14 protein-coding genes are annotated in these 13141 nt (G+C 74.1%); 3 read left to right on the plus strand and 11 right to left on the minus strand.

Annotation, left to right across the window (positions count from 1 at the left end; genetic code table 11):
* Nucleotides 1–102 precede the first annotated feature (102 nt).
* Nucleotides 103–474, minus strand: a complete 372-nt coding sequence (locus JOE61_RS10060) for a hypothetical protein (RefSeq protein ID WP_193670519.1) — start codon at nucleotides 472–474, stop codon at nucleotides 103–105.
* 159 nt (nucleotides 475–633) lie between these two features.
* Between JOE61_RS10060 and JOE61_RS10065 the strand changes: the two genes are divergently transcribed.
* Nucleotides 634–1410, plus strand: coding sequence for a hypothetical protein (locus JOE61_RS10065; protein WP_193670520.1), 777 nt, complete (start codon nucleotides 634–636; stop codon nucleotides 1408–1410).
* Nucleotides 1411–1446: 36 nt separating this feature from the next.
* Here JOE61_RS10065 and JOE61_RS10070 read toward each other — a convergent pair whose 3' ends face one another.
* Nucleotides 1447–2784, minus strand: coding sequence for an NAD-dependent malic enzyme (locus tag JOE61_RS10070; protein ID WP_193670588.1), 1338 nt, complete (start codon nucleotides 2782–2784; stop codon nucleotides 1447–1449).
* A gap of 155 nt (nucleotides 2785–2939) precedes the next feature.
* Here JOE61_RS10070 and JOE61_RS10075 point away from each other — a divergent pair, with 155 nt between their 5' ends.
* Together JOE61_RS10075 and JOE61_RS10080 are read left to right on the plus strand one after the other, a co-directional pair.
* The gene (locus JOE61_RS10075) at nucleotides 2940–3587 is read left to right on the plus strand and encodes a TetR/AcrR family transcriptional regulator (protein WP_193670521.1); all 648 of its coding nucleotides are present in this window, start codon (nucleotides 2940–2942) and stop codon (nucleotides 3585–3587) included.
* Between the two features lie 84 nt (nucleotides 3588–3671).
* Nucleotides 3672–6041, plus strand: coding sequence for an MMPL family transporter (locus tag JOE61_RS10080; RefSeq protein ID WP_193670522.1), 2370 nt, complete (start codon nucleotides 3672–3674; stop codon nucleotides 6039–6041).
* A gap of 147 nt (nucleotides 6042–6188) precedes the next feature.
* Here JOE61_RS10080 and JOE61_RS10085 read toward each other — a convergent pair whose 3' ends face one another.
* The 9 genes from JOE61_RS10085 to JOE61_RS10125 form a co-directional block, all read right to left on the minus strand.
* Complete coding sequence (locus JOE61_RS10085; protein ID WP_193670523.1) at nucleotides 6189–6662, minus strand: SRPBCC family protein; 474 nt, start codon at nucleotides 6660–6662, stop codon at nucleotides 6189–6191.
* Nucleotides 6659–7141: a glutathione peroxidase gene (locus tag JOE61_RS10090; protein ID WP_193670524.1), complete on the minus strand. Its 483-nt coding sequence runs from the start codon at nucleotides 7139–7141 to the stop codon at nucleotides 6659–6661. The genes JOE61_RS10085 and JOE61_RS10090 overlap by 4 nt, the downstream gene beginning before the upstream one ends.
* A 92-nt stretch (nucleotides 7142–7233) precedes the next feature.
* Nucleotides 7234–7938, minus strand: a complete 705-nt coding sequence (locus JOE61_RS10095; RefSeq protein ID WP_193670525.1) for a hypothetical protein — start codon at nucleotides 7936–7938, stop codon at nucleotides 7234–7236.
* A 65-nt stretch (nucleotides 7939–8003) separates the two neighbouring features.
* Complete coding sequence (locus JOE61_RS10100) at nucleotides 8004–8519, minus strand: hypothetical protein (protein WP_193670526.1); 516 nt, start codon at nucleotides 8517–8519, stop codon at nucleotides 8004–8006.
* An 11-nt stretch (nucleotides 8520–8530) separates the two neighbouring features.
* The gene (locus JOE61_RS10105; RefSeq protein WP_193670527.1) at nucleotides 8531–9421 is read right to left on the minus strand and encodes a DUF58 domain-containing protein; all 891 of its coding nucleotides are present in this window, start codon (nucleotides 9419–9421) and stop codon (nucleotides 8531–8533) included.
* Nucleotides 9370–10791 carry an AAA family ATPase gene (locus JOE61_RS10110; RefSeq protein WP_193670528.1) on the minus strand — a complete coding sequence of 474 codons (1422 nt, stop codon included), beginning with the start codon at nucleotides 10789–10791 and terminating at the stop codon, nucleotides 9370–9372. The genes JOE61_RS10105 and JOE61_RS10110 overlap by 52 nt, the downstream gene beginning before the upstream one ends.
* Before the next feature lies 1 nt (nucleotide 10792).
* Nucleotides 10793–11263, minus strand: a complete 471-nt coding sequence (locus tag JOE61_RS10115; protein ID WP_193670529.1) for a hypothetical protein — start codon at nucleotides 11261–11263, stop codon at nucleotides 10793–10795.
* Nucleotides 11260–12033 (minus strand): DUF4129 domain-containing protein, encoded by a 774-nt coding sequence (locus JOE61_RS10120; RefSeq protein ID WP_193670530.1) that lies wholly within the window; start codon nucleotides 12031–12033, stop codon nucleotides 11260–11262. The genes JOE61_RS10115 and JOE61_RS10120 overlap by 4 nt, the downstream gene beginning before the upstream one ends.
* Before the next feature lie 80 nt (nucleotides 12034–12113).
* Entirely contained in the window at nucleotides 12114–13097 is a 984-nt protein-coding gene (locus tag JOE61_RS10125) for an SDR family NAD(P)-dependent oxidoreductase (protein ID WP_193670531.1), read from the minus strand.
* Nucleotides 13098–13141: the final 44 nt, after the last annotated feature.

A 13141-nucleotide genomic window follows, 5' to 3' on the forward strand; every position in this document is an offset into this window, starting at 1 on the left:
ACGGGGGTCACGACATCTGCTTGACAACACCGTAGGGAATGTCAAGCAGATTGACAAGAGGGGTCTAGTTGTAAACATCGGGCCTCGAGCTCGCCGTCGGCCTCACCTGCGGCGGGCCCCCGCCTCCCGCGCCAGTGCCGCCAGCTGCTCGGCCAGCGCCGGCGCGCCCAGGCACCGGATCCGCAGCACGTGCGCCGGGGTCCGCACGCCGACCGCCCGCGAGACGCGGCCGCCGCCCACCTCCACCCCGCTCACCTCGCGCAGGTCGACAGTGAGCATCGAGGCGCCCCGCGCGGCCCGGGTGGGCATGAAGGTCAGGTGCAGCGTCGTGGTCGTCAGGCGCCCGGCCACCCACGTCGAGCCCCAGGCCCCCTGGAAGCGCAGGAGCGCGGCGTCCGATGCCGTCGCCCCCGTGGCTGCCACGGTCTCGACGAGCACGTGCACGCTCTTCGACGACAGCACTCCGTAGGACATGACTCATGGTGCGCCCGTCCCCGCCGGGCCGCACGGGTCGGAGGTCCCTGGTCCACACCGGTCCAGACCGCGGGGGGCGCCACACAGGTGAACCGGCCCGGGCGCGGCAGCGGGCACAATGGGAGTCGCCGCCGTGCCACCGACCACGAGGAGGCGGACGTGAGCGCTCCCCGGCGCCCCGACAGCCCAGCCGACCCCCAGGGCGGCCCCCAGGGCGGCCCCCAGGGCGACTCCGAGGCAGACACCCAGCCGGCGTTGCCCGCGGGGATGCTCGAGGCGCTCTACTCGCGCCCCAGCCGGGCCCGCACCGCGCTGGTCGTGGTGCCGCTCCTGGCCGGGCTCGCGGTGGCGGCGTACGTCGGCAGCACGCTGGTGTGGCCCGGCGACGACGAGCCGGCGGCCAGCAGCACCACCGGCACCGACGCCACGGGCGTGACCTGCTGGAACGGCGACGTCAAGACCGACGAGCGCTCCTGCGTGCTGCCCACCGGCCGTGCCGGGCTCGAGCACGTCTTCCCCTCCTTCGACCCCGAGCAGCAGACCTGCCGCGACGAGCTGGTCGAGAACCCGCAGTTCAAGCGGCCGGCGATGTGGACCTGCGACGTCGAGCTGGCGGGGCCGGTCTCGATCACCTACAGCCAGGTCAGCGGGGCCAAGGCGGCTCGCCGCTACTTCGGCGACCTGCACGGCGTCGAGCCCGTCAAGGACCGCTCCTCCAGCGGGGTGCGGCGCGACCGGTGGCGCACCTCCGAGGTCGACGGCGCCAAGAACCCGCGGCTGTGGTCGGGCAGCGTGCTGGTGCGCGGGGCGCCGTACGCCGTCACCGTCACCGCCCAGCGCCGCGCCGACGTGGGCCGGGCGCTGGACCGACGGGTGCAGATGCGCCCCCTCGAGGAGCTGCGCGTCGCCGCGCCCGACTCCTCCGCCCAGGGCTGAGCAGCGCGGGCCGAGGGGCCGCGCCGAGGAGCCCGCTCAGCCCTTGATCGCCGAGGCCACCGCGCCCGGGACGTCGGGGTGGAAGACGGTGGGGATGATGAAGCTGGGGTTGAGCTCCTCGTCGTGCACGACGTGGGCGATGGCCTCGGCGGCCCGGAGCATCATCTCGATCGTCACGTTGGAGGCCCGGGCGTCGAGCAGGCCGCGGAAGACGCCGGGGAAGGCCAGCACGTTGTTGATCTGGTTGGGGTAGTCCGAGCGGCCCGAGGCCACCACCGCGGCGTACTTCGAGGCCTCGGCGGGGTCGACCTCGGGGTCGGGGTTGGCCAGCGCGAAGACGACCGCGTCGTCGGCCATGTCGGGGATCCACTCGGCCTGCAGCACGCCGGGCGCGGAGACGCCGATGAAGACGTCGGCCCCGTGCAGCACCGTGTGCAGGTCGCCGCGGCGGCGCTCGTGGTTGGTGCGCGAGGCCAGCTCGGCCATCGCAGGCGAGAGCGTGTCGTCGTCGCTCGACAGCGCGCCGTCCTTGTCGCAGACCACCACGTCGCCCACGCCCGCGGCGAGCATCAGCGTGACGATCGCGGTGCCGGCGGCGCCTGCGCCGGCGACCACCACGCGCACCTGGTCGAGCTGCTTGCCGACCACGCGCAGCGCGTTGGTCAGCGCGGCGAGCACCACGATCGCGGTGCCGTGCTGGTCGTCGTGGAAGACGGGGATGTCGAGGCTCTCGCGCAGGCGACGCTCGATCTCGAAGCAGCGGGGGGCGGCGATGTCCTCGAGGTTGATGCCGCCGAAGCCGGGGGCGATGAGCTCGACGGCGCGCACGATCTCGTCGGTGTCCTGGGTGTCGAGGCAGATCGGCCAGGCGTCGATGTCGGCGAAGCGCTTGAAGAGCGCGGCCTTGCCCTCCATCACCGGCAGCGCCGCGCCGGGGCCGATGTTGCCCAGGCCGAGCACCGCGGAGCCGTCGGTCACGACCGCGACGGAGTTGCCCTTGATGGTCAGGCGCCGCACGTCCTCGGGGTTCTCGTAGAGCGCCATGCTGACCCGGCCGACGCCGGGGGTGTAGGCCATCGAGAGGTCGTCGCGGTTCTTCAGCGGCACCTTCGAGCCGACCTCGATCTTGCCGCCGATGTGCAGCAGGAAGACGCGGTCGCTGGTGCGGTAGACCTCGACGCCCGGCACGGCGGCCGCGACGTCCTGCAGCTCCTGGGCGTGGTCGGCGTCGCCGGCCGAGCAGGTGACGTCGACGACGAGGCGCTCGTGGCTCGACTCGGCCACGTCGATGGCGGTGACGATGCCCCCGGCCTGGCTGATCGCGGTGGCTACCGCGCCCACCACACCGTGGTCGGGCGCCGTGTGCAGACGCATGGTGATCGAGTACGACGACGTGGTGGCTGACCTGGACACGTGCTCAGCCTCTGCCCACCGGGTGGTTACCGGCAAGTCGGACGCGCGACCACCCCACCTTGTGACGGACGGCACAAAGTTCTGCACTTTTGGTTTGATAGTGCAGAATGCACTACGTGTCCGAGAGTGCAACCACGTCCCCGGTGGTCCCGCCCACCAAGCAGGCCCTGACCCGCGCCCGCATCCACCGGTGCGCGATGCAGCTGACCCAGGGCCGCGGCCTCGACGGCTGGACCATGGAGGACCTGGCCGGCGCCGCCGAGGTGTCGCGCCGCACGCTGTTCAACTACTTCAGCTCCAAGGTCGATGCCGTGCTCGGTGCGGTCGGCTCCCCCATCCGGCGTCGCGACGAGGTCGCCGCCGACGCCTTCGCCACCTTCGTGGCCGGCGGTCCCAGCGGCTACCTCGTCGACGACCTCGCGGTGCTGGCCCGACCGATCCTGGCCGGCGAGGACTTCGACCAGCAGACCGTCGCTCTGCGCCGCAGCGTGCTGACCTGCTCGAACCGGCTGATGGAGGCGGTGCACGAGCACTTCGAGCAGACCGCCGACGACATCGTCGCCCTGATCCTCCAGCGCGAGGGCGACGGCTTCGGCGAGGACCGGGCCCACCTGATGGTGCGCCTGCTCGTGGCCGTCTTCGACTCCTCGATGCGGGCCTACCTGGCCGCCGAGGACCCCACCGAGACCGACCTGGTCGACCTGTTCGTCGACCACCTGCGCGTGGCCGGCGAGCTCCTCGGTCGCACCTCCCGGCCGGCCTGACCCCTGCCTGACCCTGCCTGACCCCTGCCTGATCCAGCCCAGACCCACGACCGGCACGAGCGTGCCACCCACAGGAGAGACACCATGGCCACCCTGCTAGCCCGACTCGGGACCACCGCCTACCGACGCTGGCCGTTCTTCATCGCCGCGTGGGTGGTCGTGCTGGCCGTGATCATCGGCCTCGCCGCCGCCTTCTCCAAGCCGATGTCGGACAACTTCACCATCCCCGGCATCCCCTCCGAGCAGGCCGCCGACCTGCAGGCCGAGCTCTTCCCCGGCGCCACCAGCGCCTTCGACCAGGCCGACGTCAACGTCGTGGTCCAGGCGCCCGAGGGCGAGACCCTGGCCGAGCCCGACAACGCCGCCGTCGTCGAGGACCTCATCGCCGACCTCGAGGCGCTCCCGCAGCAGCCCGACGACGTCGAGATCCTGCCCCCGGGCGAGGTCGCGGCCGGGCAGGAGCAGATGCTGGTCGAGCAGGCCGAGGCCTCCGGCGGCTCGGTCGAGCAGGCGCGCACCAACGCCGCGGCCCTCTCGCCGCTGACCGAGGACGGCCGCACCGGGCTGATCACCTACACCTGGGACGTCGACAGCCCCGCCGAGGTCGAGATGACGACCCTCGACGCCCTCGACGACGTCATGGACGACGCCCGTGACCAGGGGCTGGTCGTCGAGGCCAACGGCTCCGGCGCGACCGGTTTCACCACCCCCGGCCTGGCCTCCGAGGCCATCGGCATCGGCGTGGCCCTGCTCGTGCTGATCCTGACCTTCGGCTCCCTGGTGGCCGCCGGGCTGCCGATCATCACCGCCCTGATCGGCGTCGGCATCGGCCTGACCGGTGTCACCGCGATGACCGCCGTCGTCGACATCTCCAGCAGCACCTCGATCCTGGCCACGATGATCGGCCTGGCCGTCGGCATCGACTACACGCTCTTCATCCTGGCCCGCTACCGCACCGAGCTGCACCACACCGACGACCGGGCCCGCGCCGTGGGCATCGCGGTGGGCACCGCCGGCTCCGCGGTGGTCTTCGCCGGCCTGACCGTCCTGATCGCCCTCTCGGCCCTCTCGGTCGTGGGCATCCCGTTCCTCAGCGCGATGGGCCTGGCGGCTGCCGCGACCGTGTTCGTCGCCGTGCTGATCTCGCTCACGCTGCTGCCCGCCGTGCTCGGCCTGCTCGGGCGCCGCGCCTTCGGCGGCCAGGTGCGCCGCTACGCACCGAAGCGCGACGAGCAGGGCCTGGTCGTCAACAACGGCGTGCGCTGGGCCCGCTGGGTCGGCAAGCGCCCCGTCGCCCTGGTGCTGGTGGTCGTCGTGGCTCTCGGTGCGCTCGCGATCCCGCTCAAGGAGCTGCAGCTGGCCTTCCCCACCGACTCCACCGCCGCCAGCGACACCACCCAGCGCCAGGCCTCCGACATCATCTCCGCGGAGTTCGGCCCCGGCCGCGAGGCGCCGCTGCTGGTCGTCGTCGACGCCCGTGACGTGGCCGACGGCGAGCAGGGCGCGGCCTTCGGTGGCGTGGTCGAGTGGGCCACCGGCCTCGAGGGCGTCGAGAACGCCCAGGTCGTGGCCACCAACGCCGACCCGAGCGCCGAGCCCGGCACGCCGGCGGCGGCCTCGACCGGCGCCCTGGTGCAGGTGCTGCCCGAGTTCGGGCCGGCCGACGCCGAGGCGCAGGACCTGCTCACCGACCTGCGCGAGGGCGAGTCGGACATCGAGGACTCCACCGGCACCGACATCGGCGTGACCGGCCTGACCGCGATCACCACCGACGTCTCCGACCGGCTGGCCGACGCGCTGCCCGTCTACCTGACCATCATCGTGGGCCTGGCGTTCATCCTGCTGATGATCGTCTTCCGCTCGATCCTGGTGCCGCTCACCGCGACCCTGGGCTTCCTGCTCTCGGTGCTGGCCACCCTGGGCGCCACCGTGGCGGTCTTCCAGCTCGGCTGGGGCGGGCTCGTCGAGGGCCAGCCGCTGGTCAGCTTCATCCCGCTGTTCCTGATCGGCGTCGTCTTCGGCCTCGCGATGGACTACCAGGTCTTCCTGGTGACCCGCATCCGTGAGGCCCGGGTGCACGGCATGTCGACCCCCGAGGCGATCGTCGACGGGTTCCGCAACTCGGCGCGCGTGGTCACCGCGGCGGCCGCGATCATGACGGCGGTCTTCTCCGCCTTCATCCTGCAGGACGACGCGATCATCAAGTCGATGGGCTTCGCCCTGGCCATCGCGATCGTCTTCGACGCCTTCGTGGTGCGGATGGTGCTGATCCCGGCGCTGCTCTACCTGATGGGCGACAAGTCCTGGTGGCTGCCGGCCTGGCTCGACAAGATCCTCCCCGACGTCGACGTCGAGGGCGAGAAGCTCGACCGCGGCCCCGGCTACCACGCCGAGGAGGGCGACCTCGACGGCGAGCTCGACGAGCTCAGCGACGAGCAGGCCCAGCGGGTCTGAGCCGCCCCGCCGCCGCACCGCGACGGCGTACGACGCAGCAGCCCCCGGCCACCGCGGCCGGGGGCTGCTGCCGACCCGGCCCGAACTTCGCGCTGACCCGGCCCAGACTTCGCACCGAGCCGGCCCGAACCGGCCCGGCCGACCCGCTCAGGCCTCGGTGGTGCCCAGCCGGTCGAGCAGGTTCTTCGAGAACCGGTCGCCCATCTTCTCGATGACCCCGCCCATCGTCGCGGTCACGGCCTTCGAGGAGACCTTGGGCAGCGGCAGGTCGAGGGTGATCTCGAGGTTGGTCGCCAGGTGCGTGCCCTCCTCGGCGTCGGAGAGCTCGTACCAGCCCTCGACGGCCGAGCGCTCGGTCGTGCCGGCGGGCGGGTCGTGGCGGAACTCGATGCGCTCGAGGTCGGTGAAGGTCATCTTCTCGGTGAAGGCGGGCGAGACGTTCTTGCCCAGCACCTCGAGGCCGCTCATCTCCCAGCGCCAGTGGTCGCCGTCGGCGGTGATCCGCTTGACGAAGGGCGTCATCTCGGCGATCGCGTCGGGGTCGACCAGCAGGTCCCAGATCTCCTGGCGGGTCGCCCTCACGACGGCGGTGGCCTCGGTGCTGGCGGAGAAGCGGGTCATCGGGCGAGCTCCTTCTCGATGTCGGCGGCGATCTTCTCGGGCTTGGTGGTGGGCGCGTAGCGGTCGACGACCGACCCGTCGCGCCCGATGAGGTACTTGGTGAAGTTCCACTTGATCCTGCTGCCCAGCATCCCGCCCTTCTCCGAGCGCAGCCACTGGTAGAGCGGGTGGGCGTCGTCGCCGTTCACCTCGACCTTGGAGAACAGCGGGAAGGTGACCCCGAAGTTGCGCTCGCAGAAGCCGGCGATCTCGTCGTCCTCGCCGGGCTCCTGGCCGCCGAACTGGTCGCAGGGGAAGCCCAGCACGCTGAACCCCCGCTCGGCGTAGGCGTCGTGCAGCTGCTGCAGGCCCTGGTACTGCGGGGTGAAGCCGCACTGCGAGGCAGTGTTGACCACGAGGACGACCTGGCCGCGGTAGTCGGCGAGGTCCACCTCCCGGCCGTCGATGCTGCGGGCGCTGAAGTCGTCCAAGGCGGTCATGCCAGGCAGTGTGGCAGCCGCCGGGTCACCGACACCCCACCCACCGGGCGCGAGCCGGCGCCAGTTCCCCTCGAGCCGGCAACAGTTCCTGCTCAGCCCACCATCGTGCCGCGGACCTCGACGCCCTCCTGGTGCCTGGCCGGGTTGTGGTGGCCGTCGAGGTGCACCCGGACCCGCCGGTCGCCGACCTCGAGAACCACCTCGTCGTCCTCGATCGCCGCCACCGCGCCGCGCACCCGGTAGGTCTGGCCCTCGATCCGCTCGAGCAGGCCGTCGGTGTCGGAGCTCGTCTCGAGGTCGCCCGTGGCCAGCAGCCGCAGCTCGGGGCGCAGCCGGTGGCGCAGCAGCAGGAAGAGCCCGACCAGCACCACGAGCACTCCGTCGGCGACCAACGTGGTCAGCAGCGCCGCGTTGCCCGAGTCGCGCCCGGTCACCCGGTAGACCTTCGGGTTGTCGGGCAGGTAGACGACCTCGGCGCGCCCGCTCTCCACCACCGCGTCGTACGCCGGCTGCTCCAGCGACACCACGACCCGCTCGTCCTGCGCCTCGGGGGCGTCCTGCTCGCGCTGCTCGCCCACCACGGCCTCGACCACGGCGTCGGGCAGCGAGACCCCCACCAGCCGGTCGACGACGTCGCTGCCGGCCTCCGCGGAGACCGTGACCGGCTGGGCCGGCACGTCGACCCGGGTGCCGTTGGACCGCAGGTCCCGCTGCTGCAGCAGGCTGCCGGCCAGCGGCAGGTTGATCATCGTGACCAGCACGCCCACCAGCAGCCAGGTCTTCAGTCGTCGGCTCACCCGACCAGTATCCGGCCGCGACCCCCGGCTCCCCCCAGACGGGTCGGCCAGACGGGTCGGTCGGGTCAGTCGGGCCCGCCCAGGAGCACCGAGGCCGCGGTGCCCGCCGCGGCCACCGCCGCCGCGCCGGCCAGCCAGACCCCGGCAACGGGTGGGGCGTCCCTGACGACCAGCGCCAGCGCGTAGGTCGCGGGCGCCGCCACGAGGACCAGCAGGCCCCGGCGCAGCCACAGCAGCGCCAGGCCCGGGTCGACCGGCATGCTCACCGGCCCGTACGACGCCACGGTGGCCGCGACGTGCGCCGTCAGCAGGGCCAGGCTGGCCGGCAGCGCCCACAGGTCCAGCCCGTCGCGCAGGCCGATGCCCCACCAGGCGAGGACCAGCACCAGCACCGTGGCGCCCGCGGCCGACTCGGGGAAGCAGGCCCAGCCCACGCCCAGGACCAGCACGAGCACCACGAACCAGGCGGCCGGCCCCTCTCCGGCACCGAGCGTGCACAGCACGGCCGCCAGCGGCATCAGCGCGACGAGCGCCCGCAGCGTCCACTGCCCCGCGCCGACAGCCCCCAGCCACCGGCTCACCTGCCACCCGTTCACCGGACACCCGCCCGGCGGGCCCGGGCCGGCCCGGAGAGTCCGCGCAGCACCTGGTCGAGGGTGCCCGGCCCGCGCCAGGGGACCACCGGGCACCCGTGCGCGGGGACCTCGTCGAGCAGCAGGTCGCGCTCGACGCGCCGCATCCGCCACGCGAGCGCCTCGACGCCCGCGGTCCCGGCGGCGACCGGCGCCGGGGCGAGCACCGGAGGCAGGGTGTCGACCACGAGCGTCGGCAGGCCGTTGCGCGTCAGGGTGGCGGTCATCGTCGAGACGAGCTCGTCGAGCATCGGCGAGAGCACCACGACGACGGTGCCGGGCGCGACCCGCAGGCGGAGCCGGTCAGCGGTCAGGGCTGCGGCACGGCCGGGCCGCACGCCCGCGAGGGTGGTGAGGATCCGCTGCTGGTGGCGGGCTCCGGACCCGTAGGCCACCGCTGCCGCCGCGGGCCCGACGACCCGCAGGCCCACGCGGTCACCGGCGCGGCCCACGTGAGCGGCGACGGCGGCCGCGGCGCGGACCGCGAGGTCGAGGCTGCTCGCCTCACCGTCGATCCCCCCGGAACGGCCGTGGTCGGCGAGCGCGTCGACCACCAGCAGCACTGCGCTGTCCTCCTCGCTGCGGGTGGAGACGACGTGCAGCTCGCCGGTGCGCAGCGAGACCCGCCAGTCGATCCGCTGCAGCCGGTCGCCGACCTGGAAGCCGCGCACGCCGGCGAGCTCGGTGCCGGTCCCGTTGCGCTGAGAGCGGTGGGCGCCGACGAGGCCCACCGGCTGCGGCATCTCGGCCCGGGAGTCGAAGGCCGTGCGACCGGGGAGCACCCGCAGCGACGGAGCCGTCAGCGCCACCGGACCCCACCGCCAGGCGCCCCAGGCCGTCGTGAGCGCCACCTTCTCCTCGGCGGGCCGGTGCAGGCCCCACCGCCGTGGGCCCACCTCGAGGTCGAGACCGCGCCGCGGGTCCCACAGGGTCCCGACGACGCCGTCGGCGGGGTGCAGCGCCAGGTACGCCGCGCGCCCGCTGACCCTGGCCACGTGCTCGGCCGCGTCGGCGTCCTCGAGCCGCAGCCGTGACGTCGTGCCCTGGCCCTCGTGCAGCACCGAGTGGTCGAGCAGCACGTCGACCCGGGGCCGCGAACGGGTGGCGTGCAGCAGCCCCAGCGCGGCGCAGAGCGCCAGCGGTGCGGCCAGCACCACCAGCACCGGGTCGCCCAGGAGGACCGCCAGGGCGCCCGCCGTCGTCGCGACCAGCACCGCCCGGCCGAGGGAGGCCGTCGCCCGCCACCGGGCCACGCGGGCTCCAGCGTGGCCGGGACGGCCACCTGGGCGAGCACCGCGGCCACGACCTGCTCGGTCGAGGCGTCCGACATCCACAGCTCGGGCCGCAGCGTGATGCGGTGCGCCAGCACGGGCACCGCGACGGCCTTCACGTCCTCCGGGACGACGTAGTCGCGGCCCCGCAGCACCGCCAGCGCCCGGGCGACGAGCACCAGGGCCAGGGACCCGCGGGGGGACGCGCCGGTCAGCACCTGCGGGTGCGAGCGGGTCGCCGTCGACAGGGCGACGCAGTAGCGGGTGACGCTCTCGTCGACCTCGACGTCCTCCACGGCCTCCTGCATGGCCAGCAGCCCGGCCGCGTCGGTGACCCGGTCGAGGACGACCTCCTCGCGGCGCCGGTCGAGCCGCCCGGTCAGCACGGCGTGCTCCTCGTCGGCGGACGGGTAGCCGAAGGAGACCCGCAGCAGGAAGCGGTCGAGCTGGGCCTCGGGCAGGGGGTAGGTGCCCTCGTGCTCGACGGGGTTGGCGGTGGCGAGCACGTGGAAGGGCTCGGGCAGCACGAAGGTCCGGCCCTCGATGGTCACCTGGCGCTCCTGCATCGCCTCCAGCAGCGCGGCCTGCGTCTTGGGCGGGGTCCGGTTGATCTCGTCGGCGAGCAGCAGCCCGGTGAAGACGGGGCCGCGGCGCAGCTCGAAGTCGCGGCTGCGCTGGTCGTAGACGAAGGAGCCGGTCAGGTCGGCGGGCAGCAGGTCGGGGGTGAACTGGGCCCGGGCGAAGTCCAGCCCCAGGGCCTGGGCCAGGCAGCGTGCCGCCAGGGTCTTGCCGAGGCCGGGCACGTCCTCGAGCAGGACGTGGCCCCGGGCCAGCAGCCCGGCCAGCACGACCTCGAGCTGGTGGTGCTTGCCGATCACGGTGCGCTCCACCTCGGCGAGGACGTCGCCGGCGCGGCGCCCGGCCTCCTGGACCGTCAGGGACGGGGTCATCTCAGATCTCCTCGATGTGGTGCAGGCAACGGTCGATCTCGGCGCCGTCGAGGCGCCGCGGCGCGGCGTCGAGCACCGCGAGCAGGTCGGGGTGCAGCCGCTCCCGGGCCGCCGGGTCGTCCCACGTCAGGTCGTGGCGCCGGGCCAGCACCGCCCGTGCCAGCCGGGCCAGCGCGTCCCGCACGGCCGGGTCGGGGGCGGCACCCTGGAGGTGGCTGTCCAGCATCCGCCGGTACGTCGACAGCCTGGTGTCGGCGCCGGGCTCCGCGACCGCGGGCTCCACCACCACGCCCCAGCCGGGCCCGGGGTCGACGAGCACGTCGATCACGACCCAGGCGGCCGAGACGCACACCGCCCCGAGCAGGAGCACGCGCAGCGGGTCGGGCTCGAAGCCGGCGACCTGCAGCGCCAGCGCCACCACGACGACCAGCGCCGTCGACGCCACCACCCGTGCGCGCCAGCGCCGCGTCACGCCCGTCCCCCGGGCCGCACACCGGGCCGCACGCCGGGCCGCGGGCCGAGTCCGGCGTGCACCTCCTCCAGCAGCGCGAGGACCCGCACCCGGGCGTCCTCGCCGACCTCGTGGCGGCTGAAGCGCGCCGCGCGGAACTCCTCGGCCAGGGCGTTCACCGCGTGGGCGTCGACGCCGGCGAGGTCGAGCACCCGCTGGGCCAGCTCGCTGGAGGTCTCCGACTCGCGGCGGGGCACCCCGGCCGCGGCCGCGAGCTCCTCGAACCGCTGCCAGCTCGCCACGACGGCGTTCCTCGGCGTCCCGTGGCGCAGCTCGCGGAGCTGCTCCTCGAGGTCGGCCGCCAGGGCGTCGCGCAGGGCGGCCCGCGACGGCGCGTCCAGGACCTCGAAGTCGACGTGCTCGCCCGGCTCGGCGGCGGGCGGGCGCAGCCGCAGCAGGTGACGCACGGCCAGCACCGTTCCCACCACCACGGCGAGCCCCAGCGCGACCGCGACCAGGCCCACGAGCACCGACGCCAGCAGGCCCAGCAGCGGCGACTGGTCCTGGGCACGCGGCGGCGGCCTCTCCCCCGGGGCTCCCAGGTCGGCGAGCGACGGCGTCGTCGCGGTCGACGAGGGCAGCACGACACGACCCGGGCCGTCCCCGCGCAGGACCTCGCCGGGCCCGGTGGAGGCCGCCCAGACCGCCAGCAGCAGCACCACCAGCGTGCACCCCGCGACCGCGACGACGGCGGTGCGCGCGGCCGCTGTCGAGGGAGCCCGAGACGCCATCGCGTCAACGTAGCGGCGGCGGCACCCCGGGTAAAGGAGGCCGCCCGCTGCCCTGGCCGGTCCCCGCCCGGGTCTGCAGGTCAGCCGAGCCGGGGCGTGGCGGTGACCGTGGCGACGTACTCGAGCAGGCGTGCGCGCAGGTCGGGGTCCTGCTCGCGCTGCCAGCCGAAGGTGGTGGGGCGCTGGGCGCGGTCGTGCCAGAAGTGCTGGCCGCCGGAGGCGGGCCGGGTGGCGACCAGCCACACGGCGGTGTCGGCACCGTCCTCGGGCTCGCGCAGCAGGCGGCTGACGACCTTGTCGAAGGTGGGCAGGCTCTCGCTGACGCCGGGGGTGCGCACCCAGCCCGGGTGCATGCTCTCGACCAGGACGCCGGTGCCGGCCAGCTCGGTGGCCCAGGCGTCGGCGAGCACGACCTGCATCCGCTTGGTGCGGGCGTAGGCCTGCACGCCCTTGTACTCGCCGCGGCGGTACTCGATCTCGTCGTCGTCGCGGGTGGCCAGTCCCGAGCCGTACATCCCGCCCGAGCTCATCCACACCACCGAGCCGGGCCCGGCGACCAGGCGCTCGCGCAGCAGGTGGGTCATCAGGTGCGGGCCGAGCACGTGGGCGGCCAGCGACATCTCGTGGCGCTGCTTGCTCTCGGTGCGCTCGGGCGGCATCAGCCCGGCGTTGTGCACCAGCCCGTGCAGCGCCTCGACGCGCCCGGCCAGGTCGGTGGCGAAGGTGCGCACGGCGTCGAGGTCGCTGATGTCGCAGACCTCCTCGACGACATCGGCGTTCGGCACCTCGAGGCGCAGCTCGCGGGCGTGGTCGGCGACCTTGTCGGGGTTGCGGCCCAGCAGGTGCACGGTCGCGCCGAGGTCGAGGAAGGAGCGCGCCATCGCCTCCCCGATCCCCGAGGTGGCCCCGGTGACCAGCACCCGCTTGCCGGCCAGCGCGCCGGGCTCGGGGTCGGCGGGCCAGAACCTGCGGCGCACGCCGGAGCCGATGGAGGTGTAGCCCAGCACCACCGACCGGTCCAGCGCGGCGTCGACGGCACGGGTGAGCAGCGCGGGGGCGTCCATGCCGTCGAGCCTAGGCGTGCGCCCGGCCCGGCCCGGTCACCCCC

It is taken from the genome of Nocardioides salarius, from assembly GCF_016907435.1.
In the GTDB taxonomy this organism is placed as follows: domain Bacteria; phylum Actinomycetota; class Actinomycetes; order Propionibacteriales; family Nocardioidaceae; genus Nocardioides; species Nocardioides salarius.

Coding starts and splice junctions, on each gene's coding strand:
- JOE61_RS10125 (WP_193670531.1), bottom strand. CDS start 13,097: ATGGACGCCCCCGCGCTGCTCACCCGTGCCGTCGACGCCGCGCTGGAC.
- JOE61_RS10085 (WP_193670523.1), bottom strand. CDS start 6,662: ATGACCCGCTTCTCCGCCAGCACCGAGGCCACCGCCGTCGTGAGGGCG.
- JOE61_RS10070 (WP_193670588.1), bottom strand. CDS start 2,784: ATGCGTCTGCACACGGCGCCCGACCACGGTGTGGTGGGCGCGGTAGCC.
- JOE61_RS10080 (WP_193670522.1), top strand. CDS start 3,672: ATGGCCACCCTGCTAGCCCGACTCGGGACCACCGCCTACCGACGCTGG.
- JOE61_RS10090 (WP_193670524.1), bottom strand. CDS start 7,141: ATGACCGCCTTGGACGACTTCAGCGCCCGCAGCATCGACGGCCGGGAG.
- JOE61_RS10110 (WP_193670528.1), bottom strand. CDS start 10,791: ATGACCCCGTCCCTGACGGTCCAGGAGGCCGGGCGCCGCGCCGGCGAC.
- JOE61_RS10060 (WP_193670519.1), bottom strand. CDS start 474: ATGTCCTACGGAGTGCTGTCGTCGAAGAGCGTGCACGTGCTCGTCGAG.
- JOE61_RS10120 (WP_193670530.1), bottom strand. CDS start 12,033: ATGGCGTCTCGGGCTCCCTCGACAGCGGCCGCGCGCACCGCCGTCGTC.